Origin of the sequence: Phreatobacter oligotrophus (assembly GCF_003046185.1) — a bacterium.
Lineage (GTDB): Bacteria > Pseudomonadota > Alphaproteobacteria > Rhizobiales > Phreatobacteraceae > Phreatobacter > Phreatobacter oligotrophus.
On record NZ_PZZL01000004.1, the window covers coordinates 13568 to 33624 of the forward strand.

The window sequence follows — 20057 nt, forward strand, 5'->3', positions numbered from 1 at the left end:
ACTGAAGACCGTGCGCCTGCTCCGACTCATCCCGGACGACACCAAGTTCGGTTTCATGCGGTTCCGTCCGATTGCCTTCGGCATTTCGGCCTTCATCGCCGCTGCGACCATCATCGGCTTCCTGACGATCGGCCTGAACATCGGCATCGATTTCAAGGGCGGCACCCTCGTCGAGCTTCAGACGAAGCAGGGCAACGCCAATCTCAGCGAGCTGCGCACCCGCCTGCAGGCCGCCAATGTCGGCGACGTCCAGCTGCAGGAGTTTGGCGGTCCCAACCTCGTCATGCTGCGCTATGGCGAGCAGCCCGGCGGCGAGCGGGGACAGCAGGCGGCCTTGCGCCGCGTCACCGGCCTGATCGAGGCCGATTACGACATCCGCCGCACGGAGGTCGTCGGTCCGACCGTGTCGGCCGAGCTCGTCCAGATGTCGGTCATCGGCGTGATCCTCTCGATCCTCGCCGTGCTGATCTACTTGTGGTTCCGCTTCGAATGGCAGTTTGCCGTGGCGGCGATGATCGCGACGCTGCACGACGTGACGGCCATCATGGCCTTCTACATCTTCACCCAGTCCGATTTCGACATCACCTCGATCGCCTCGGTGCTGACCATCATCGGCTATTCGCTCAACGACACCGTCGTGGTGTTCGACCGAATCCGCGAAATGATGCGCAAGCACAAGAAGATGCCGGTGGCCGAACTGCTCGACATCGCCATCAACTCGACCCTGTCGCGCACCACCATCACTGCCACCACGACCTTCCTCGCGCTGCTCGGCCTGTTTTTCTTCGGCGGCGAGGTCATCCAGGGCTTCACGGCCTCGATGCTGGTCGGCGTCATCATCGGCACCTATTCGTCGATCTTCATCGCCTCGCCCATCCTCATCTATCTCGGCCTGCGCACCGGCGGCTTCGGCGCCACGCGCCAGGCGGAGGAGGAGGGCGACGCGGCGGCCAAGGCCCGGGCCTGACGTGGCCCGCGGCGAGCCGATCCGCGTCCTCCACGACGGCTTCGTCCCCGGTCGCTTCGCCATCGACGCCTATGGGCGAGGCGGCTTTCGCTTCGCCGACATGAGCCATCGCGGCTCCATCCTGGCGCTGCCCTCGGGCATTCATGCCTGGCCAGTCATGTCGCTCACGGATGTCGGCGTGGAGAGCTTCGACAAGGCCGTGGCCGAGCGGGCCGCCATCGATGTGCTGCTGCTCGGCACCGGCCCGACCCCAATTCCGGTTGATGATGCGATCCGCTGGATCCTGCGCGATGCCGGCATCGGCCTCGAGGTCATGGCGACCGGCGCCGCGGCGCGCACCTACAACATCATGCTCGGCGAGAATCGCCGCGTCGCTGCCGCCCTCATGGCGGTGGATTGAACCGGCATGGACGTTCCGCCCCGGCCCGAGGCTCTCACTGCTGCCTTCGCCCATTGCGACGCGGCCGTGCGCGAGGGCGACAAGGACCGCTGGCTCGCCAGCCTCTTCGCGCCGGAAGACAGGCGCGCCGACCTTCTGGCGCTCTATGCCTTCAACCTCGAAGTGGCCTCGGTGCGCGAGCGCGTGCGCGAGGCGCTGCCCGGCGAGGTCCGCCTGCAATGGTGGCGCGATGTGCTGGAAGGCGCGGGGCGGGGGGACGTCCAGTCCCATCCCGTGGCCGCCGCCCTCCTCGACGTGGTGCAGCGCCACCGCCTGTCGGTCGCCCCGCTTGTCGCCTTGATCGATGCGCGGGTCGCCGATCTCTACGACGACCTCTTTCCGACCGTCGGTGATCTCGAAGGCTATTGCGGCGAGACGAGTTCGGCCGTGATGCAGATGGCCGCCCTGATCCTCTGCGGAGGCGACGATCCCCGCTCGGCCGATCTCGCCGGCCATGCCGGCATCGCCTATGCGGTGGCGGGGATGTTGCGCAGCTTCGCGCCGCTGGCTGCCGCCGGACGCGTCCAGCTTCCTGCGGAGATGCTGGAGGCACAGGGCGTCACGCGCGAGGACATCGTCGCGCGGCGGAAGCCGGAGGCTGTGCGGTTGGTCCGGAACGAGGCGATCGCCCTTGCGCGGCGCCATCTCGCGGCGGCCGAAGCGGCGATGAGCGGCGCCGATCGGCGGACGCTGGCGGCCTTCGTGGGTCTTGCGACAGTCGGGCCGCGGCTCGACCGTCTCTCGCGGCATACGGATCCCTTTGCGCCGGCCCCCGACCTGCCGCAATGGCGCAGGCAATGGGCCATGTGGCGCTGGGCCCGGCGCTGGGCGCGGCAGGATCGCCGCGCCTGATCGTCAGGCGGCGTCGGCAACCTTGCGGGCGATGTACTCGATCTCGCCGCGCTGGAAGCCGAGGTCGGCCAGGGCGCGGTCATCGAGCTGGGTCAGCTCCTCGCGGGTGCGCAGGTAGACAATGTGGGCCTTGAAGCGGGCGATCAGGGCGTTGAGCAGGTACAGCATGGCGGACAACCTCGAACGGACAGACGATCATTCGTTCGCGAACGATCTGACGCTTACATAGTCATTTTGCTGCAGTTGCGAGATGAGAAATTGTGCACCGCAGCTATGCCTTGGGCACATGGGGCGTTAACGGCGATTAACCAAGCATCGCCAAGGCGATGAAGGTCGCCGCGCCGGCCGCGAGCGCGAGGCCCGAGACCCCGGCGAAGATCGCCCCGAAACGTCCCGACCCCAGCGCCAGTCCGTAAGCCGCCTTGGCCAGGGTGTTGGCCGCGACGGCGATCAGCATGGCGCGGGCGGCGGCCTCGACGGTCAGGCCATGGCCGGCAAGCCCCGCCGCGGTGATCACCGGCGCGTCCACGTCGGCAAGGCCGGAGAGGGCGGAGACCGCGAAGACGCCCGCATCGCCGAACCAGGCTGCTCCCGCGCGCGTGGCGAAGGCGATGGCGCTGAGCAGGACGGCCAGCTGGATGACCCGCCAGAGATCGAAAGGATTGGTGGCGGCGGCCTCGGCATGGTCGCCGGTGTCCCGGCGCGCCAGGATGAGCGCGGCTCCTGCGGCGACCAGCGCACCGGCGCCAAGGGCCGGGCCCACCAGCGGCAGGGCCGCTGGCGCCAGTGTCGCGATGATCAGGCCGGTCCGGACATACGAGACGACACCGGCCGCCAGCGCTCCGGCCGCGAGGCGCGGCGCATCTCCGCCTTCGGCGGCGTGGCGGGCATTGGTGATGGTCGCAGCCGTCGAGGAGAGAAGCCCGCCGACCGCTCCGGCCACGAGCTCGCCGTGCCGTTCGCCGAGCAGCTTCACCGCGACATAGCCCACGAAGGAGATGGCCGCGAGCAGGATGGCGAGCGTCCAGATCCGCGCCGGCGAGACCCCGCCGAAGGGGCCGATGGGGTCATTCGGCACGAGCGGCAGGATGACGAAGGTCATGGCCAGCAGCACGATGGCCGCCCGCAGTTCCGCGAAGGTGAGCGCCTCGACGAAGCGGTGAAGCCCCTCCCGGGCCGCCAGGATGCAGACGAGGATGACGCCGCCCGCCCCGGCGATCCGGAGATCACCGATCACGGCCAAGGCGCCGAGTGCGAAGGGGACCATCGCCGCGGCGACCGAGGTGACGGAGAAGCGTCCCTCGGCGACCTGTTCGCGATACTGGAACAGGCCGAACACCGCGGAGAGGCCAAGGAACATGGCGGCGAGGAGCAATCCGCGCAGGCCCTGCGCGCCCAGCGCCTGGTCCAGCGCGGCCGACAGCCCGCCAAGTCCGCCGATCAGCGTGAAGGTGCGCAGTCCCGCCGTGCGCTGGCCATCGCTCTCGTCGCGGTCGCGCCAGTGCCGCTCGGCGCCGACCAGCGCCCCGATGGCGATGGCAATGCCGAGACGCTGCGCCAATTCGAGGTCTGTCATCATGGGTCCTGGCGACGGGACGCGTGACGTCCCGCCGGGGATCCTATCACTCCGCCGCCTCGCGCTTCACCTTGATCGGCCGGCGCTCCAGAACCTCGGCGAGGAACCGGCCGGTATGGCTGCGCTTCTCGCGGGCGATGACCTCGGGCGGCCCCTCGGCCACCACTTCGCCGCCGCCGTCGCCACCCTCCGGGCCCATGTCGATGATCCAGTCGGCGGTCTTGATGACCTCAAGATTGTGCTCGATGACCACAACGGAATTGCCCTGCGCCACCAGCTCGTGCAGCACTTCGAGGAGCTTCGCCACGTCGTGGAAGTGCAGGCCGGTCGTCGGCTCGTCGAGAATGTAGAGGGTCCGCCCGGTCGAGCGGCGCGACAGCTCCTTCGACAGCTTGACGCGCTGCGCCTCGCCGCCCGAGAGCGTCGTCGCCTGCTGGCCGATATGGATGTAGCCGAGGCCGACCTCCGACAGGGTCTTCAGGATGTCGCGCACCCGCGGCACCGCCTTGAAGAACTCGACGCCCTCGTCGACGGTCATGTCGAGCACGTCGGCGATCGACTTGCCCTTGAACACCACCTCAAGCGTCTCGCGGTTGTAGCGCTTGCCCTTGCAGACGTCGCAGGTGACGTAGACGTCGGGCAGGAAGTGCATCTCGATCTTGATGACGCCGTCGCCCTGGCAGGCCTCGCAGCGGCCGCCCTTGACGTTGAAGGAGAAGCGCCCGGGCTCGTAGCCGCGCGCCTTGGCCTCGGGGAGGCCCGCGAACCATTCGCGGATCGGCGTGAAGGCGCCGGTATAGGTCGCCGGGTTCGAGCGCGGCGTGCGACCGATGGGCGACTGGTCGATGTCGATGACCTTGTCGAGATGCTCGATGCCCTCGATGCGGTCATGCGGGGCAGGGGCCTCGCTCGCCCCGTTCAGCTTGCGGGCGATGGCCTGGTAGAGCGTGTCGAGCAGCAGGGTCGATTTTCCGCCGCCGGAGACGCCGGTGATGCAGGTGAAGAGCCCCAGCGGGATGTCCACCGTGACATTCTTGAGATTGTTGCCGCGGGCGCCGACGACCTTGAGCGCCCGGCCCTTCTGCGGCTTGCGTCGCTTCGGCAGCGGCACGCCCATCTCGCCGGTGAGGTACTTGCCGGTGAGGGAGGCGGGATCGGCCATGATCTCGGCCGGCGTGCCCTGCGACACGATCCGACCGCCATGGATGCCGGCGCCGGGGCCGACATCGACGACGTAGTCGGCCTGGAGGATCGCGTCCTCGTCATGCTCGACGACGATGACGGTGTTGCCGAGATTGCGCAGGCGCTTGAGGGTCCCGAGCAGGCGCTCGTTGTCGCGCTGGTGCAGGCCGATGGAGGGCTCGTCCAGCACGTAGAGCACGCCGGTGAGGCCCGAGCCGATCTGGCTGGCGAGGCGGATGCGCTGGCTCTCGCCGCCCGACAGCGTGCCGGAATTGCGGCCGAGGGTCAGGTAGTCCAGGCCGACATCGACGAGGAAATGCAGCCGCTCGCGGATCTCCTTGAGGATGCGCGTGGCGATCTCGTTCTGCTTGGCCGTCAGGCGGCCGGGCAACTCGTCGAACCATGCGCGCGCGCCGCGCACCGACATCTGCGAGACCTCGCCGATGTGGACAGCGCCGACCTTCACGGCGAGCGCCTCCGGCTTCAGGCGGAAGCCGTTGCAGGCCTTGCACGGGACAGCCGAGACGAAGCGGGAGATTTCCTCGCGCGCCCAGTCGCTCTCGGTCTCCTTCAGCCGCCGCTCGAGGTTCCGCACCACGCCCTCGAAGGTCTTGGTCGTCTCGTAGGACCTGAGGCCGTCGTCATAGCGGAAGGTGACGGTCTCCTCGCCGGTGCCGAAGAGGATGGCCTTCTTCGCGACCTCCGGCAGCTTGTGCCAGGGCGCGGTGAGCGAGAAGCCGTAGTGCTTCGACAGGGCGTCGAGTGTCTGGGTGTAGAAGGGCGAGGTGGACCGGGCCCAGGGGGCGATGGCGCCCTTGCGCAGCGACAGGTCCTTGTCGGGGATGACGAGGTCCGGGTCGATCGTCTGCTCGACGCCGAGGCCGTCGCAGGCCGGGCAGGCGCCGAAGGGGTTGTTGAACGAGAACAGCCGCGGCTCGACCTCGGAGATGGTGAAGCCCGAGACGGGGCAGGCGAATTTTTCCGAGAAGAGCAGGCGCAGCGGCTCGCCACCCTCGGTCTTGCTGTCGGCGAACTCGATCACGGCGATGCCGTCGGCGAGCTTCAGCGCCGTCTCGAAACTGTCGGCGAGGCGTGTGGCCATGTCCGGCCGCACGACGATGCGGTCCACCACCACGTCGATGTCGTGCTTCAGCTTCTTGTCGAGGGCCGGGGCATCGGCGATCTCGTAGAAGGCGCCGTTGATCTTGACGCGCTGGAAGCCCTTCTTCTGCCAGTCCGCCAGTTCCTTGCGGTACTCGCCCTTGCGGCCGCGCACGGCCGGGGCGAGCAGGTAGAGGCGCGAGCCCTCGGGCAGGGCGAGGGTCTTGTCGACCATCTGGCTGACCGTCTGGCTCTCGATCGGCAGACCGGTGGCCGGCGAATAGGGCACGCCGACGCGGGCCCAGAGCAGGCGCATGTAGTCGTAGATCTCGGTGACCGTGCCGACCGTCGAGCGCGGGTTCTTGGAGGTCGTCTTCTGCTCGATGGAGATGGCCGGCGACAGGCCGTCGATCTGGTCGACATCCGGCTTCTGCATCATCTCGAGGAACTGCCGCGCATAGGCCGAGAGGCTCTCGACATAGCGGCGCTGGCCCTCGGCATAGATCGTGTCGAAGGCGAGCGACGACTTGCCCGAGCCGGACAGGCCGGTGAACACCACCAGCGAGTCGCGCGGAATCGTCAGGTCGACGTTCTTCAGATTGTGCTCGCGCGCGCCGCGCACCGAAATGAAGCGGGAGTCCGGGCGGCGGACGTCGTCGCTGAACTTGTCGAACAGATCGCTCATCGCAACGGGCTCACGGGCGGCGGCAGGCGCGCGGGAAAGGGTGACGCTTAAACGGGACGGCGGCAGGGGCATGGCAGCAGGATGCCGGCCGCTCCCTCCGTCCAAAGGTAGAAACGCTCGAAGTGGAAAACCAGACCTGTGCCGTCACGGGATGTGTGCCGTGCACCAGAATCGTCGCGTTGGGGACCTCGGGTGCGGAACCTGACGGACCTTGCGGGCAAAGACAAGAACAAATATAGAACGAATGACCGCTGGCCGATCACGGAGCGGGTGGTTGGGGATATCCGAGGGTTTTCCGTCGGGACGCGGTGACGCATCGCGCCGAACGTGGGAAGCCTCGCACCTCGTGAGCGCAAGGCGCCCCGGGCCTCAGGCCGCGGGGAAAGGGAGAGCGACGATGGCAGGCAGCGTCAACAAGGTCATCCTGATCGGCAATCTGGGGCGCGACCCCGAGGTTCGTCGCCTCAACAACGGCGAGCAGGTCTGCAACCTGCGCCTCGCCACCACCGAAACCTGGCGGGACAAGGCCTCCGGCGAGCGCAAGGAGCGCACCGAGTGGCACCAGGTGGTGATCTTCAACGAGAACCTGGTCCGCGTCGCCGAGCAGTACCTGAAGAAGGGCTCGAAGGTCTATGTCGAGGGCCAGCTTCAGACGCGCAAATGGACCGACCAGTCCGGCGTCGAGAAATATTCGACCGAGGTTGTCCTGCAGCGCTATCGCGGCGAGATGACCCTGCTCGACGGCCGCGGTGGCGGCGGGGGCGGCGGCGACTATGCCGACGAGGGCTTTGGCGCCTCGGGCGGCGGTTTCGGCGGCGGCCAGGTCGAGGGCCGCGGCTCCATGGGTGGCTCCGGGGGGCGACAGGAAGCGCCGCGGCGGTCCGCTGCGCCTGCGGGCGGCCGCCGCATGGACGATGACGAGATCCCGTTCTGACGCCTGCCGCGATGAGCGATGTGCCGGTGACGGTCGCCCTGAGGCGGGCGACCGCCGACGATCTCGGCTTCGTCATGGCCACCGAGCGCCTGCCGGAGCATGAGAGCTTCATCGGTCGCTGGAGCGCCGATCGCCATGGCGCCGCCATGGCCTCCGAGGATTTCGCCTATCTGATCGCGCTGGCGGAGGGCGAGCCGGTCGGCTTCGCCATCCTGCGCGACCTGACCGATCCCCACGGCAATGTCGGGCTTCAGCGCATCGCCATGGTCGCGCCGGGCAGGGGGCTCGGGCGGGTCTTCCTGGCGTCCCTGCTCGACTGGGTCTTTCGGGAAACGGCCTGCCATCGCCTCTGCCTCGAGGTCTTCACCGCCAACACCCGTGCCCGCCATGTCTATGCGAGCCTCGGCTTCGTCGAGGAGGGCATTCTGCGCGAGGTCGTGCGCCGGGCGGATGGGACGCGCGTTGACCAGGCGCTGATGTCGATCCTCAGGCCGGAATGGCTGGCGCTGCGTTCGGCGGACTAGCGCACGGCAAGGAAGCAGAGCGCCCCGACGGCGAGGAAGACCGGCCAGGCGATGTGACGGCCGCGGCTGAGGGCGAGGATCGCAACCCCGTGGAGCACGAAGGTGACGCCGATCCCGATGATCGCGATCCGGCCGGCTTCACCCTGCGGGGCCAGGGCAAGCGCCGCCAGAACCACAGCCATCCCGGTCCAGGCGAGCGAGGTGATGTGCCAGGCGTGGCGCAGCACCTGCCGCAGGAAGGCGCTCTTCAGAACGCCGACGCGCGGTTCGATCGCGAGCAGCGGACCGATCAGCCGCCTCTCGCCGATCCAGGAATGGACGATGCTGATCGCGACCGTGAGAACGGCGGCGGTGAGAAGGGCGACGCTGCTCATGACCATCTCCATACGGGTGCGTATGGATACGCTAGGGCTGACTCTTGCCCGCGTCAATACGGCAGCGTATGGAATGCGCATGAAGGACAGCCTTGATCGCTCGGCCTGGGTTTCGGCGGGTCTTGCGGCCCTCGCCGACAAGGGGCTCGACTCGGTGCGCGTCGAACGGCTCGCGACCGACCTCAAGGTCACCAAGGGCAGCTTCTACTGGCACTTCCGCGATCGCGCCGACCTGCTCGCCATGATGGTCGAAGCGTGGCGGACATCCGCAACCGCCGACATCATCACCCGGGTCGAGGCCCGGGCCACCGCTCCGGCGGACCGGTTGAAGGCGCTGTTCGCCACGGTCCTGCGCGCCGACGGGCGCCTCGAAATGGCGATGCGCGACTGGGCAGCGCGCGATGCGGGCGTGGGGGCGGTGGTGGCCGAGACCGACGCACGCCGCGTCGCGTATGTCGAGGCGCTATTCGCCGCCATCGGCGTGCCGGGGGCGGAGGCCGGTGCCCGAGCCCGCTTCGCCTATCAGGCGCTGCTCGGCCATTTCCGCATGGGAGCGGGCGCGGCGGACGAGCGCGCCCGTGAAGAGCGCGCCCGCGAGGCGCTGGAGATCATCCTGCCGCTGATGAGCCGGCCGTGACCATCACACCACCCGCGGCGCCAGGATGGTCCACAGCGCCCGGCCGCCAAAGAGGCCTGCGGCAAGGCCGGTGACGGCGCCGAAGGCCATGCCGTAGGACCAGCCCGACACCGCCGCAGGCGCGATTGCGGTCATGGTGCCGTGGACAAACTTGGCGGTGAACAGGGTCATCATCAGCACCAGGGTCAGGCTTTCCCCGCCAAGACGCACATGGCGCGGCCCCTTGGCCAGGAGCCAGCGCCCCTGCAACCAGTAGCCGACCGCGGCGCCTGCAGCATAGGCGAGTGCGTGGGCCGCCAGCGCCGCGCCCGAATGCGGCAGGGCCAGCAGGGCGGGCAGGGTGAGAAGGCCGATCGCCGGCAGCAGATAGACGATGGTCAGCGGGATGGTGCGCTCCTGCCGCGAGCGCCAGCCGACCAGGATGAGGACGGCGAGGAGCGGCCAGACCCACAGGGGTGCGGAGGTCAGGATCAGCATGGGAAATCTCCTGGGATGAGCGATGTAAATGAACTTGACATGAGAAAATGAGAATGTAAATAGCATTCATATTGCCCACGGAGACGGACCATGACCCTCGCACCGCTGCTCGCAGCCCCCCTGGCCATTCAGCTCCATGCCATCGCCGCCCTGTCGCTAATACCACTGACCCTCGTCCAGCTGGGCCGCCGCAAGAGTGGCGTCTGGCACCGGCGCGTTGGCTGGGCCTGGGTGATCCTGATGGCGATCACCGCCGTGTCCTCGTTCTGGATCCACGGCATCCGGCTGTTCGGCCCCTTCAGCCTCATCCACATCCTGTCGGTGATCACGCTTCTAACCCTCGTCCATGCGATCCACGCCCGCCGCACCGGCAACATGCGCGGCCATCGCCTGGGGATGCTGGGTGTGACGGCGGGCTGGGCCGGGGCAGGGCTCTTCACCCTGCTGCCCTACCGCATCATGGGACAGGTGGTCTTCGGCGGCTGAAGTCAGCCGCGGAACACCGCCCTGATGCCATCGATGACGAACTGCACGGCCAGCGCCGCGAGGATGATGCCGAGGAGCCGCGACACCACGGCATTGCCCAGCGTCCCCAGCAGCTTGTTCATGCCCTCGGCCATGGACAGGCAGATCCAGGCGACGAAGACCACCACCGCCAGCACGCCGATCAGCGTCGCCATCATCACCGTGCTGCCCGCGGCCTGACCGGCGAGCAGCAGGGTCGCGGTGATGGCGCCGGGGCCCGCCAGCAGCGGGATCGCCATGGGGAAGGCGGCGACGTTGACGATGTGCTCCTTGTCGATGGCCTCCTTGGCCGTCTCGCTCTTGCGGCTGGCGCGCAGCCCGAAGACCATCTCGAAGGCGATCCAGAACACCAGGAGGCCGCCGGCGATCCGGAAGGCCGGCAGGGAAATGCCGAGCATCCGCAGGAGCCAGTCGCCGAAGAAAGCGCAGGCGGCAAGGATCAGGAAGGCGATCAGGCAGGCGCGCCAGGCGACCTGCTGGCGCTGCGCGGCGGAGAAGCCCTGGGTGACCGCCAGGAAGATCGGCACAAGCGCGATCGGCTCGACGATCACGAACATGGTGACGAGGGCGCCGGTGAGGAATTCGAGCGTCATCGGGACCCTGTTCTGCCGCTGTTTCCGGGAGATTGTGACCCCGCGAGACCCGCGTCGTCCACAGGGCTGACAGGAACCTTTCCAACCCATTGAAAACAGGGCGCTATCTGGTGCCCTGAAATCGCCGCCGGGGTTGGTTATCCCGAGCGGAATCGGATAGAAGGTCCGGGTCCCGCGGATGGCCTCCATCCGCCCCATCGGAAGAGTTCTCTTGGCCGAAGACGACGACAAGACGCCGGCGGGCGCCACGCCCACCGACCCGACCGAAATTCGCCCCGTCTCGATCACGGACGAGATGCGGCGGTCCTATCTTGACTATGCGATGAGCGTCATCGTCAGCCGTGCGCTGCCCGATGCCCGCGACGGCCTGAAGCCGGTCCACCGCCGCATCCTCTACTCGATGCACGAGAACGGCTACGAGTGGAACAAGCCCTATCGCAAGTCGGCCCGCGTCGTCGGCGACGTCATCGGTAAGTACCATCCGCACGGCGACCAGTCGGTCTACGACGCCCTCGTCCGCATGGCGCAGGACTTCTCCATGCGCGTCGAGCTCATCGACGGGCAGGGCAATTTCGGCTCGGTCGACGGCGATCCTCCGGCGGCCATGCGTTACACCGAGGTGCGCCTCGAGAAGATCGCCGGCGAGCTGGTCTCCGACCTCGACAAGCAGACGGTCGATTTCCAGGACAACTACGACAATTCCGAGCGCGAGCCGAAGGTTCTCCCGGCCAAGTTCCCCAACTTGCTGGTGAATGGCGGCGGCGGCATCGCCGTCGGCATGGCCACGAACATCCCGCCGCACAATCTCGGCGAGATCATCGATGCCTGCATCGCCACGATCGAGAAGCCCGAGATCGAGATCGAGGAGCTGATGGACTATGTGCCGGGGCCGGATTTTCCGACCGCCGGCCTCATCCTCGGCCGCGCCGGCATCCGCCAGGCCTATCTCACCGGCCGTGGTTCGGTGGTCATGCGCGCCCGCACCTCGATCGAGACGCTGCGCAAGGAGCGCGAGGCGATCATCGTCACCGAGATCCCGTATCAGGTGAACAAGGCGCAGATGCTGGAGCGCCTCGCCGAACTGGTGCGCGAGAAGAAGGTCGAGGGCATCTCCGAATTCCGCGACGAGAGCGACCGCGAGGGCATGCGCGTCGTCATCGAGCTGAAGCGCGACGCCGTCGCCGACGTGGTGCTCAACCAGCTCTTCCGCTTCACTGCCCTGCAGCAGAGCTTCGGCTGCAATTTCGTGGCGCTGAACGGCGGCCGTCCCGAGGTGATGAACCTCAAGGACCTGCTCGTCACCTTCATCGCCTTCCGCGAGGAGGTCGTCTCCCGCCGCACCAAGTTCCTGCTCGGCAAGGCGCGCGACCGCGCCCATGTCCTGTGCGGCCTTGCCATAGCCGTGGCGAATATCGACGAGATGATCCGCATCATCCGGACATCCGCCGACCCGGCCTCCGCCCGCGAGGCCCTCATGGGCCGCGACTGGGACGCCCGCGACATTGCCTCGCTGATCCAGCTGGTCGATGATCCGCGCCATCCCATCAACGCCGATGGCACCTACCGCCTGTCGGAGACGCAGGCCCGCGCCATCCTCGACCTGCCGCTGCGCCGCCTCACCGCCCTCGGCCGCGACGAGATTGGCGACGAGCTGAAGACGCTGGCCGACGAGATCACCGATTATCTCGACATCCTGCGCTCGCGCGCCCGCATCCTCGAGATCATCACCAACGAGCTGAAGTCGGTGCGCGACGAGTTCGCCACGCCCCGGCGCACCGAGATCGTCGACGGCATCGGTGAGTTCGACGATGAGGATCTGATCGCCCGCGAGGACATGGTCGTCACCGTCTCCCATGCCGGCTACGTCAAGCGCGTGCCGCTCTCGACCTACCGGGCGCAGCGCCGCGGCGGCAAGGGCCGCTCCGGCATGCAGACGAAGGACGAGGATTTCGTCACCCGCCTCTTCGTCGCCAACACCCACACGCCGATCCTGTTCTTCTCCTCGAAGGGCCAGGTCTACAAGATGAAGGTCTGGCGCCTGCCGCTGGCCGCGCCCCAGGCGCGCGGCAAGGCCTTCGTCAACATCCTCCCGCTGGAGCCGGACGAGCGCATCACCACCGTGCTGCCGCTGCCTGAGGACGAGGCCACCTGGGGCGAGCTCGACGCCATGTTCGCGACCACCCGTGGCACGGTCCGGCGCAACAAGCTGTCGGACTTCGTGCAGGTCAATCGCGGCGGCAAGATCGCCATGAAGCTCGACGAGGGCGAGGGCATTGTCGACGTCGCGGTCTGCACCGAGGCGGACGACGTGCTGCTGACCACCGCGCTCGGCCAATGCATCCGCTTCGCCGTGCCGGAGGTGCGCGTCTTCAAGGGCCGCGACTCCATGGGCGTGCGCGGCATCACGCTCGCCGAGGACGATCGCATCATCTCCATGGCGATCCTGCGCCACTTCGAGGCGAACTCGGAGGAGCGCTCGGCCTATCTCAAGATGCGCCGCGCCATTGCGGGCGAGGCGGCCGGCTCGGAAGCGGCCGACGAGGAGGAGAGCAACGGCTCCGGCGAACTCGCCGCCGATCGCTATGCCGCGATGTCGGCGGCCGAGCAGGTCGTGCTCACCATCTCCGAGAACGGCTACGGCAAGCGCACCTCGTCCTTCGAGTACCGGATCACCGGGCGCGGCGGCAAAGGCATCGTCGCCATGGCGGTGAACGAGCGCAACGGCCGGCTGGTGGCATCCTTCCCCGTGGAGGAGCGCGACCAGATCATGCTGGTGACCGATGGCGGCCAGCTCATCCGCTGCCCCGTCTCCGGTATCCGGGTCGCCGGCCGCGGCACCCAGGGCGTCATCGTCTTCGATACCCACGAGACCGAGAAGGTGGTCTCCGTCGAGCACATCTCCGACGAGGGTGACGAGGAGGAGGGTGACGGACCCGAGGCCGAGGGCGGTGAGGCCACCGAGGGCTGAGCTCGGTCTTCCGACCCGAAACGCTTTTGATCGCCCGGCCCCGTGCCGGGCGATTGCGTTTGGTCAGGCGGTCAGTCGACCTGTGTCCTGAGGATCGCCAGGGCGAGCGCCTGGGCCCGCGGCACGATGCTGTCGATCTCCAGATATTCCTCGACCGTGTGGGCATTGCCGCCGACCGGGCCGACGCCGCAGATGGTCGGCGTGCCGACGCTCGCCGTGAAACCGGAATCGGCGCAGCCGCCGGAAAATTCGCCATCGAGGCTGGTGAGGCCCGCATCGCGCGCTGCCGCCTGGTAGGCGGTGAAGATGGCCTTGGCCTCCGGCGTCTGGACCACCGGCAGGAACTCGCCCTTGATCTCCAGCTTCGCCGTCGTGCCCTTCACCGTGGGGGTATCGATGATCCGCTGGATGGCGGCGAGGGTGGAGGCGCGGTCGGCGGGGTCGATGTAGCGCAGGTCGATCTGCCCCTCGGCATGCGGGGCCGTGGTGTTCACGGACTGACCGCCCGAGACGAGGCCGACATTCAGCGTGATCCCGCGATCGAGATCCGTCAGGGCATGGATCTGAACGATCTTGTGAGCGATCTCGCCGATCGCACTGATGCCGCTTGTGAAATTGCCGCCGGAGTGAGCAGCTTTGCCATAGACGTCGAAGCGCATGAAGACGCCGCCCTTGCGGCCCGTGGTGACATTCCCCGACGGCCGCCCAGGCTCGGAATTGTAGACGGCCCGCGCCGCGCGGCCCTCGCGTTCGATGATCGGCCGCGACGACGGCGAGGCGATCTCCTCGTCCGAGGTGATCAGCACCTTGATCGGGCATGGCGCGCCGCCAAGCGCCTTGAAGGCAGCGGCGACGAAGACGTTCATGACGAGGCCGGCCTTCATGTCGGCGACGCCCGGCCCATAGGCACGGCCACCCTCGATCGTGAAGGGACGCCTTGAGACTTCACCTTTAGGAAAGACCGTATCCCGATGACCCATCAACAGAATAGGCTTCTCGTTTGAACCGGGATCGGCGACCTGCGCATGGATCGCGTCGCCGAACACCTCATGGTGCTCGCGCCAGGCGGAGATGTCGTGCTCGGCGAAGAAGCGCTCGAAGCGCGCGCCCACCGCATCGACGCCCGACTTGTCGTAGGAGCCGGAATCGATGTCGACCACCTCGCGCAACAAGTCGACCATGGCGTCCTTGTGGGCCGCCAGCCATTCGGTGATGCGTGTCTCGGTCGATGCGCTCATGGTCGTCTCCGCGTGGCTGTGCCCCCGTTCGGCCCGGCCGCTGCCGCCATTCTTCACGCGCCGCGACGGGGGGCAACGGCACCGCGACATGCCGTCCATGTGCGGCGGGGCTCGCCGGGGTTCCCTTGCGCGGGGACCGCAGTGCCGTTAAGCCGTCGCAGGTCCGCGCCGGCGGCCAACTTCAGGCGACCAGACGACAGGCGAACATATGAAGCGCGTCGCGCTCTACACGGGCTCCTTCGATCCGGTCACCAACGGCCATCTCGACGTCATCCGCCATGCCTGCCGTCTCGCCGACGAACTGGTGGTGGGCGTTGGCGTCCATCCCGGCAAGGCGCCCATGTTCACCGCGGATGAGCGTCTCGCGCTGCTGGAAGAGGTCTGCGGGCCCATCGCCGCGGCCGAGCACTGCGCTTTCCGCACCATCACCTTCGACGACCTCGCGGTCTGGGCGGCCCAGCGCGTCGGCGCCAGCCTCTTCATCCGCGGACTGCGCGACGGCACGGACCTCGACTACGAGATGCAGATGGCTGGCATGAACGCCCAGATGGCGCCGGGCGTGCAGACCGTCTTCCTCCCGGCCTCCACCACCGTTCGCCCCATCACCGCCACGCTCGTCAGGCAAATCGCCCAGATGGGAGGCGACGTGACCTCCTTCGTGCCGCCCGCCGTCGCCAAGGCGCTGGCCGGCAAGGTCAAGCCCAAGAAGGTCTGATCCCCGACCTGATCGACGCCCGAGCCGCCCCGATCCCAACGGAGAATCCCCGTGCAGCGCCGTTCCTTCCTCGCCGCCTCGCTCGCCCTCGCCGCAGCGCCCGCCGCCGCCCAGGCCATCCGCCTGCCGGCCGGTCTCGACCCCGAGAACACCCTGGTCATCGAACTCAAGGACGGCCCGGTTATCATCCGCCTGCGGCCGGACCTCGCGCCCAAGCATGTCGAGCGCATCAAGCAGCTCACCCGCCAGGGCTTCTATGACGGCATCGTCTTCCATCGCGTCATCGAGGGCTTCATGGCCCAGACCGGCGATCCCCAGGGCACCGGCATGGGCGGCTCGCAGCTGCCGAACCTTGCCGCCGAATTCTCGCGCGAGCCTTTCGTGCGCGGCACGCTCGGCATGGCCCGCGCTCAGAACCCGAACTCCGCCAACTCGCAGTTCTTCATCATGTTCGCGGAAGGATCGTTCCTGAACAATCAGTACACGGTCTTCGGCAACGTCGTCTCCGGCATGGAGCACGTCGACAAGATCAAGCGCGGCAGTGCCGCCAACAATGGCGCCGTCACCCAGCCGGATCGCATGGTCCGGGTGCGCGTCGCTGCCGATATCCGCTGACATATCCCTTTCAACGAGAACAGGAGGCCTGGATGGCCCTCGATCCCGAAAACACCATGATCCTTGAGACGACCAAGGGTCGCGTCGTCATCGGCATGCGCCCGGACCTCGCGCCCGGCCATGTCGACCACATCAAGAAGCTCGTGCGCGAGGGCTTCTATGACGGCATCGTCTTCCACCGCGTCATCGACGGCTTCATGGCCCAGACCGGCTGCCCGCATGGCACCGGCACCGGCGGCTCGAAGTACCCGGACCTGAAGGCCGAGTTCAACGCCGAGCCGCATGTGCGCGGCACCGCCTCCATGGCCCGCGCCCAGAACCCGAACTCCGCCAACTCGCAGTTCTTCATCTGCTTCGACGACGCCCGCTTCCTCGACCGCCAGTACACGGTCTGGGGCAAGGTCGCCGAGGGCATGGAGAACGTCGACGGCATCAAGCGCGGCGAGCCCGTGCGCGATCCCGACAAGATCGTCGTGGCCAAGATCGCCGCCGACGACATGGCGACCTACGGCGACGTCATCGCCAAGCTCTGACCTGTCGTGTTAGGGACGCGGCGCCCGGAGCGATCCGGGCGCCGTCTCCTTTTGTGGCCGCCCCTGACACCATGCGCGTCGACCTCTTCGACTTCGACCTGCCGAACGACCGGATCGCCCTGAGGCCGGCGAATCCGCGCGATTCGGCGCGTTTCATGGTGGTGCGGCCGGGCGAAGGGATCGAGGACCGCATCGTCCGCGACCTTCCCGACCTGCTCGCCCCGGGCGACGCGCTGGTCTTCAACGACACCCGCGTCATTCCGGCCCAGCTGGAAGGCATTCGCGAGCGCGCCGGCCAGACCGCTTCGGTGTCCGCAACCCTTCACAAGCGGCTTTCGGACAATCGCTGGCTCGCCTTCGTCAAGGGCGCCAAGAAGCTCCAGCCCGGCGACCTCGTGCGCTTTGGCGAGACGCCGGAGGCCTGCCTTCTCGCCGGCGTCCATGCCTCGGTGATCGCCAAGGACGATGACGGCGTCACCTTCGAGTTCGAATTCGCCGGTGCCTATCTCGACGAGGCCATCGCCCGCATCGGCCACATCCCGCTGCCGCCCTACATCGCCTCGAAGCGGCCGGAGGATGCCCAGGACCGTGCCGACTACCAGACGGTCTATGCCAAGGACGAGGGCTCGGTCGCAGCCCCCACCGCCGGCCTGCATTTCACGCCCGACCTGCTCGACCGGCTGAAGGCGCGCGGCATCGAGCTCCATTTCGTCACGCTGCATGTCGGCGCCGGCACCTTCCTGCCTGTGAAGGCGGACGACACCACGGCCCACCGCATGCATGCCGAATACGGCCAGGTGACGCCGGAGATCGCCGCCTCGCTCAACGCCGTCCGGGCGCGGGGCGGGCGCATCGTCGCCGTCGGCACAACCTCGCTGCGCCTCCTCGAAAGCGCCGCGGCCGAGGACGGCACGATCCATCCCTTCGCCGCCGAGACGGACATCTTCATCACGCCGGGCTATCGCTTCCGGGCCGTGGACGCGCTGATGACGAACTTTCATCTGCCGCGCTCGACGCTCTTCATGCTCGTCTCGGCCTTTGCCGGGCTTGAGACCATGAAGGCGGCCTATGCCCGCGCCATCGCCGAGGGCTACCGCTTCTACTCCTATGGCGACAGCTCGCTGCTCTTCCGGGCGGAGGCCCCATGACCCCAGTGCCGGGCTTCTCCTTCGCCGTCCATGGCCGTGACGGGGCCGCGCGCACGGGCGTCGTCACCACGCCGCGCGGCGCCATCCGCACGCCCGCCTTCATGCCGGTCGGCACCCAGGCGACGGTGAAGGGCATGTACATGGATCAGGTGAAGGCGCTCGGCGCCGACGTGATCCTCGGCAACACCTATCACCTCATGCTGCGGCCCGGCGCGGAGCGCATCGCCGCGCTCGGCGGCCTGCACCGCTTCGGTGGCTGGTCCGGCCCGATCCTCACCGATTCCGGCGGCTTCCAGGTCATGTCGCTGGCCAAGCTCCGCAAGCTCACCGAGCAGGGCGTGACCTTCGCCAGCCATGTCGACGGCTCCCGCTTCGAGCTGACGCCCGAGCGTTCGGTGGAGATCCAGGGCCTGCTCGGCGCCGACATCCAGATGCAGCTCGACGAATGCGTGGCGCTGCCCAATGAGCGCGCCGCCATCGACAAGGCGATGCAGCTGTCGCTGCGCTGGGCGGAGCGCTCGCGCCGCGCCTTCGAAGCGCAGCCCGCGGGCCGGGCGCTGTTCGGCATCGTCCAGGGTGGCGACCAGCCGGACCTGCGCGTCGCCAGCGCCAAGGCCCTCGCGGCCATGGACTTCCCCGGCTATTCCATCGGCGGCCTCGCCGTCGGCGAGCCGCAGGCGGTGATGCTGGCGATGATCGAGGAGGTCATGCCGCACCTGCCCGACGACAAGCCGCATTATCTCATGGGCGTCGGCACGCCCGACGACCTGCTGGCAGCGGTCGCCCGCGGCGTCGACATGTTCGACTGCGTCATGCCGACCCGCAACGGCCGCCACGGCCAGGCCTTCACCCGGTTCGGCAAGGTCAATTTCCGCAATGCCCGCCATGCCGACGATCCGCGCCCGCTGGACGAGGCATCATCCTGCCCCGCGGCGCGGGACTATTCGCGGGCCTATCTGCACCACCTCGTGCGGACCGAGGAAATGCTCGGCTCGATGCTGATCACCTGGATCAATCTCGCCTATTACCAGGAGCTGATGGCCGGCGCCCGCGCCGCCATCGCAGCCGGCCGCTATGCCGACTACATGGCCGAGGTCCGCGACGGCTGGGCCAGGGGCGACATCGAGCCCTGGACGAGTTGATCGCTCACTCGATCCGGAAATCCGACGGCTTCCACGGCATCTTCGGATATTGCGGATCCATCGCTTCCAGCGTGTCGCGGACGATCGCGGCGATGATGGCGTTGCGGGCCCATTTGCGGTCGGCCGGCACGATGTGCCAAGGCGCGTGATCGGTCGAGCAGCGGGCGAGGGCGGTCTCATAGGCCTTCTGGTACTCGTCCCAGAGCTTGCGGTCCTCAAGATCGCCGGCGTTGAACTTCCAGTTCTTCGTCTTGTCGTCGAGCCGCTCCTGCAGCCGCTCGGCCTGCTCCTTCTTCGAGATATGGAGCATGAATTTCAGGATCACCGTGCCGTTCTCGGCAAGGATCCGCTCGAAATCGTTGATCTGGTCGTAGCGCTGCTCGATCACCTCCTTCGGTGCGAGCTTGCGGACGCGGCCGACCAGCACGTCCTCGTAATGCGAGCGGTTGAAGATGCCGATCGTGCCGCGGCGGGGGGCGGCAAGGTGGACCCGCCAGAGGAAATCATGGGCGAGTTCCTCCTCGCTCGGCCGCTTGAAGGCGGTGACCGTGACCCCGAGCGGTCCGGTGGTGTTGAAGACGCCGCGGATCGTCCCGTCCTTGCCCGAGGTGTCCGTGCCCTGGAGGACCACGAGCAGCGCCCGCTTGCCCTCGGCATAGAGCCGGTCCTGAAGGGCGTCGATGGCGACGACGTCCTCTTCGAGCTTCGTCCGGACCGCTTCCTCCTTGCCAAGGCAATCGACGTCGCGCGGGTCGATGTCGCCGAGGTCGACCTTCGAGCCGGGCTTCACCACGAGATGCTTCAGATGCTTGGGACAGGATTGCTGCATGAC

21 protein-coding genes are annotated in these 20057 nt (G+C 67.8%); 13 read left to right on the forward strand and 8 right to left on the reverse strand.

The window, feature by feature from the left end; all coding sequences use genetic code 11:
* The first annotated feature begins 10 nt into the window (after positions 1–10).
* From secF to C8P69_RS09850, 3 genes are read left to right on the forward strand one after another with little or no spacing between them, the layout of a single operon-like run.
* A complete protein-coding gene (secF, locus tag C8P69_RS09840; RefSeq protein WP_108176622.1) occupies positions 11–967 on the forward strand; it encodes a protein translocase subunit SecF in 957 nt (318 codons plus the stop codon).
* A 1-nt stretch (position 968) separates the two neighbouring features.
* Positions 969–1367 (forward strand): Mth938-like domain-containing protein, encoded by a 399-nt coding sequence (locus C8P69_RS09845; protein WP_245901969.1) that lies wholly within the window; start codon positions 969–971, stop codon positions 1365–1367.
* Between the two features lie 6 nt (positions 1368–1373).
* On the forward strand, positions 1374–2258 hold the full coding sequence (locus C8P69_RS09850) for a phytoene/squalene synthase family protein (RefSeq protein WP_108176624.1): 885 nt from the start codon (positions 1374–1376) through the stop codon (positions 2256–2258).
* A 3-nt stretch (positions 2259–2261) separates the two neighbouring features.
* Here the strand turns inward: C8P69_RS09850 and C8P69_RS09855 are convergent, their stop codons facing one another.
* From C8P69_RS09855 to uvrA, 3 genes are all read right to left on the reverse strand, one after another.
* Entirely contained in the window at positions 2262–2426 is a 165-nt protein-coding gene (locus C8P69_RS09855) for a DUF1127 domain-containing protein (protein ID WP_108176626.1), read from the reverse strand.
* A gap of 136 nt (positions 2427–2562) precedes the next feature.
* The gene (locus C8P69_RS09860) at positions 2563–3834 is read right to left on the reverse strand and encodes an MgtC/SapB family protein (protein WP_108176628.1); all 1272 of its coding nucleotides are present in this window, start codon (positions 3832–3834) and stop codon (positions 2563–2565) included.
* 46 nt (positions 3835–3880) lie between these two features.
* Positions 3881–6802 (reverse strand): excinuclease ABC subunit UvrA, encoded by a 2922-nt coding sequence (gene uvrA, locus C8P69_RS09865; protein WP_108176630.1) that lies wholly within the window; start codon positions 6800–6802, stop codon positions 3881–3883.
* A gap of 397 nt (positions 6803–7199) precedes the next feature.
* Here uvrA and ssb point away from each other — a divergent pair, with 397 nt between their 5' ends.
* Positions 7200–7736: a single-stranded DNA-binding protein gene (gene ssb, locus C8P69_RS09870; RefSeq protein ID WP_108176632.1), complete on the forward strand. Its 537-nt coding sequence runs from the start codon at positions 7200–7202 to the stop codon at positions 7734–7736.
* An 11-nt stretch (positions 7737–7747) separates the two neighbouring features.
* Positions 7748–8260 carry a GNAT family N-acetyltransferase gene (locus C8P69_RS09875; RefSeq protein WP_108176634.1) on the forward strand — a complete coding sequence of 171 codons (513 nt, stop codon included), beginning with the start codon at positions 7748–7750 and terminating at the stop codon, positions 8258–8260.
* On the opposite strand, the gene C8P69_RS23850 is transcribed toward C8P69_RS09875, so the two are convergent.
* A complete protein-coding gene (locus C8P69_RS23850; RefSeq protein ID WP_170118196.1) occupies positions 8257–8634 on the reverse strand; it encodes a hypothetical protein in 378 nt (125 codons plus the stop codon). The genes C8P69_RS09875 and C8P69_RS23850 overlap by 4 nt on opposite strands.
* A 79-nt stretch (positions 8635–8713) precedes the next feature.
* Here C8P69_RS23850 and C8P69_RS23855 point away from each other — a divergent pair, with 79 nt between their 5' ends.
* The gene (locus tag C8P69_RS23855) at positions 8714–9271 is read left to right on the forward strand and encodes a TetR/AcrR family transcriptional regulator (protein ID WP_170118197.1); all 558 of its coding nucleotides are present in this window, start codon (positions 8714–8716) and stop codon (positions 9269–9271) included.
* Positions 9272–9274: 3 nt separating this feature from the next.
* Here C8P69_RS23855 and C8P69_RS09885 read toward each other — a convergent pair whose 3' ends face one another.
* On the reverse strand, positions 9275–9748 hold the full coding sequence (locus C8P69_RS09885) for a hypothetical protein (protein WP_108176638.1): 474 nt from the start codon (positions 9746–9748) through the stop codon (positions 9275–9277).
* A 90-nt stretch (positions 9749–9838) separates the two neighbouring features.
* Here C8P69_RS09885 and C8P69_RS09890 point away from each other — a divergent pair, with 90 nt between their 5' ends.
* Positions 9839–10234, forward strand: coding sequence for a DUF2306 domain-containing protein (locus C8P69_RS09890; protein ID WP_108176640.1), 396 nt, complete (start codon positions 9839–9841; stop codon positions 10232–10234).
* Positions 10235–10236: 2 nt separating this feature from the next.
* On the opposite strand, the gene C8P69_RS09895 is transcribed toward C8P69_RS09890, so the two are convergent.
* Positions 10237–10866, reverse strand: coding sequence for a MarC family protein (locus tag C8P69_RS09895; protein ID WP_108176642.1), 630 nt, complete (start codon positions 10864–10866; stop codon positions 10237–10239).
* Between the two features lie 211 nt (positions 10867–11077).
* On the opposite strand from C8P69_RS09895, the gene gyrA reads away from it, so the two are divergent.
* Entirely contained in the window at positions 11078–13834 is a 2757-nt protein-coding gene (gene gyrA / locus C8P69_RS09900; protein ID WP_245901970.1) for a DNA gyrase subunit A, read from the forward strand.
* A gap of 71 nt (positions 13835–13905) precedes the next feature.
* Here gyrA and C8P69_RS09905 read toward each other — a convergent pair whose 3' ends face one another.
* Entirely contained in the window at positions 13906–15072 is a 1167-nt protein-coding gene (locus C8P69_RS09905; protein WP_245901971.1) for a M20 family metallopeptidase, read from the reverse strand.
* 208 nt (positions 15073–15280) lie between these two features.
* On the opposite strand from C8P69_RS09905, the gene coaD reads away from it, so the two are divergent.
* From coaD to tgt, 5 genes are all read left to right on the forward strand, one after another.
* Complete coding sequence (gene coaD / locus C8P69_RS09910) at positions 15281–15787, forward strand: pantetheine-phosphate adenylyltransferase (protein WP_108176646.1); 507 nt, start codon at positions 15281–15283, stop codon at positions 15785–15787.
* A gap of 45 nt (positions 15788–15832) precedes the next feature.
* Positions 15833–16402, forward strand: coding sequence for a peptidylprolyl isomerase (locus C8P69_RS09915; protein WP_108176648.1), 570 nt, complete (start codon positions 15833–15835; stop codon positions 16400–16402).
* 32 nt (positions 16403–16434) lie between these two features.
* The gene (locus C8P69_RS09920) at positions 16435–16935 is read left to right on the forward strand and encodes a peptidylprolyl isomerase (RefSeq protein ID WP_108176650.1); all 501 of its coding nucleotides are present in this window, start codon (positions 16435–16437) and stop codon (positions 16933–16935) included.
* Between the two features lie 71 nt (positions 16936–17006).
* On the forward strand, positions 17007–18083 hold the full coding sequence (gene queA / locus C8P69_RS09925) for a tRNA preQ1(34) S-adenosylmethionine ribosyltransferase-isomerase QueA (protein ID WP_108176652.1): 1077 nt from the start codon (positions 17007–17009) through the stop codon (positions 18081–18083).
* Positions 18080–19225 carry a tRNA guanosine(34) transglycosylase Tgt gene (gene tgt / locus C8P69_RS09930; RefSeq protein WP_108176654.1) on the forward strand — a complete coding sequence of 382 codons (1146 nt, stop codon included), beginning with the start codon at positions 18080–18082 and terminating at the stop codon, positions 19223–19225. Before queA ends, tgt begins: the two co-directional genes overlap by 4 nt.
* Before the next feature lie 4 nt (positions 19226–19229).
* Here tgt and C8P69_RS09935 read toward each other — a convergent pair whose 3' ends face one another.
* Positions 19230–20054 carry a polyphosphate kinase 2 family protein gene (locus C8P69_RS09935; RefSeq protein WP_108176655.1) on the reverse strand — a complete coding sequence of 275 codons (825 nt, stop codon included), beginning with the start codon at positions 20052–20054 and terminating at the stop codon, positions 19230–19232.
* Positions 20055–20057: the final 3 nt, after the last annotated feature.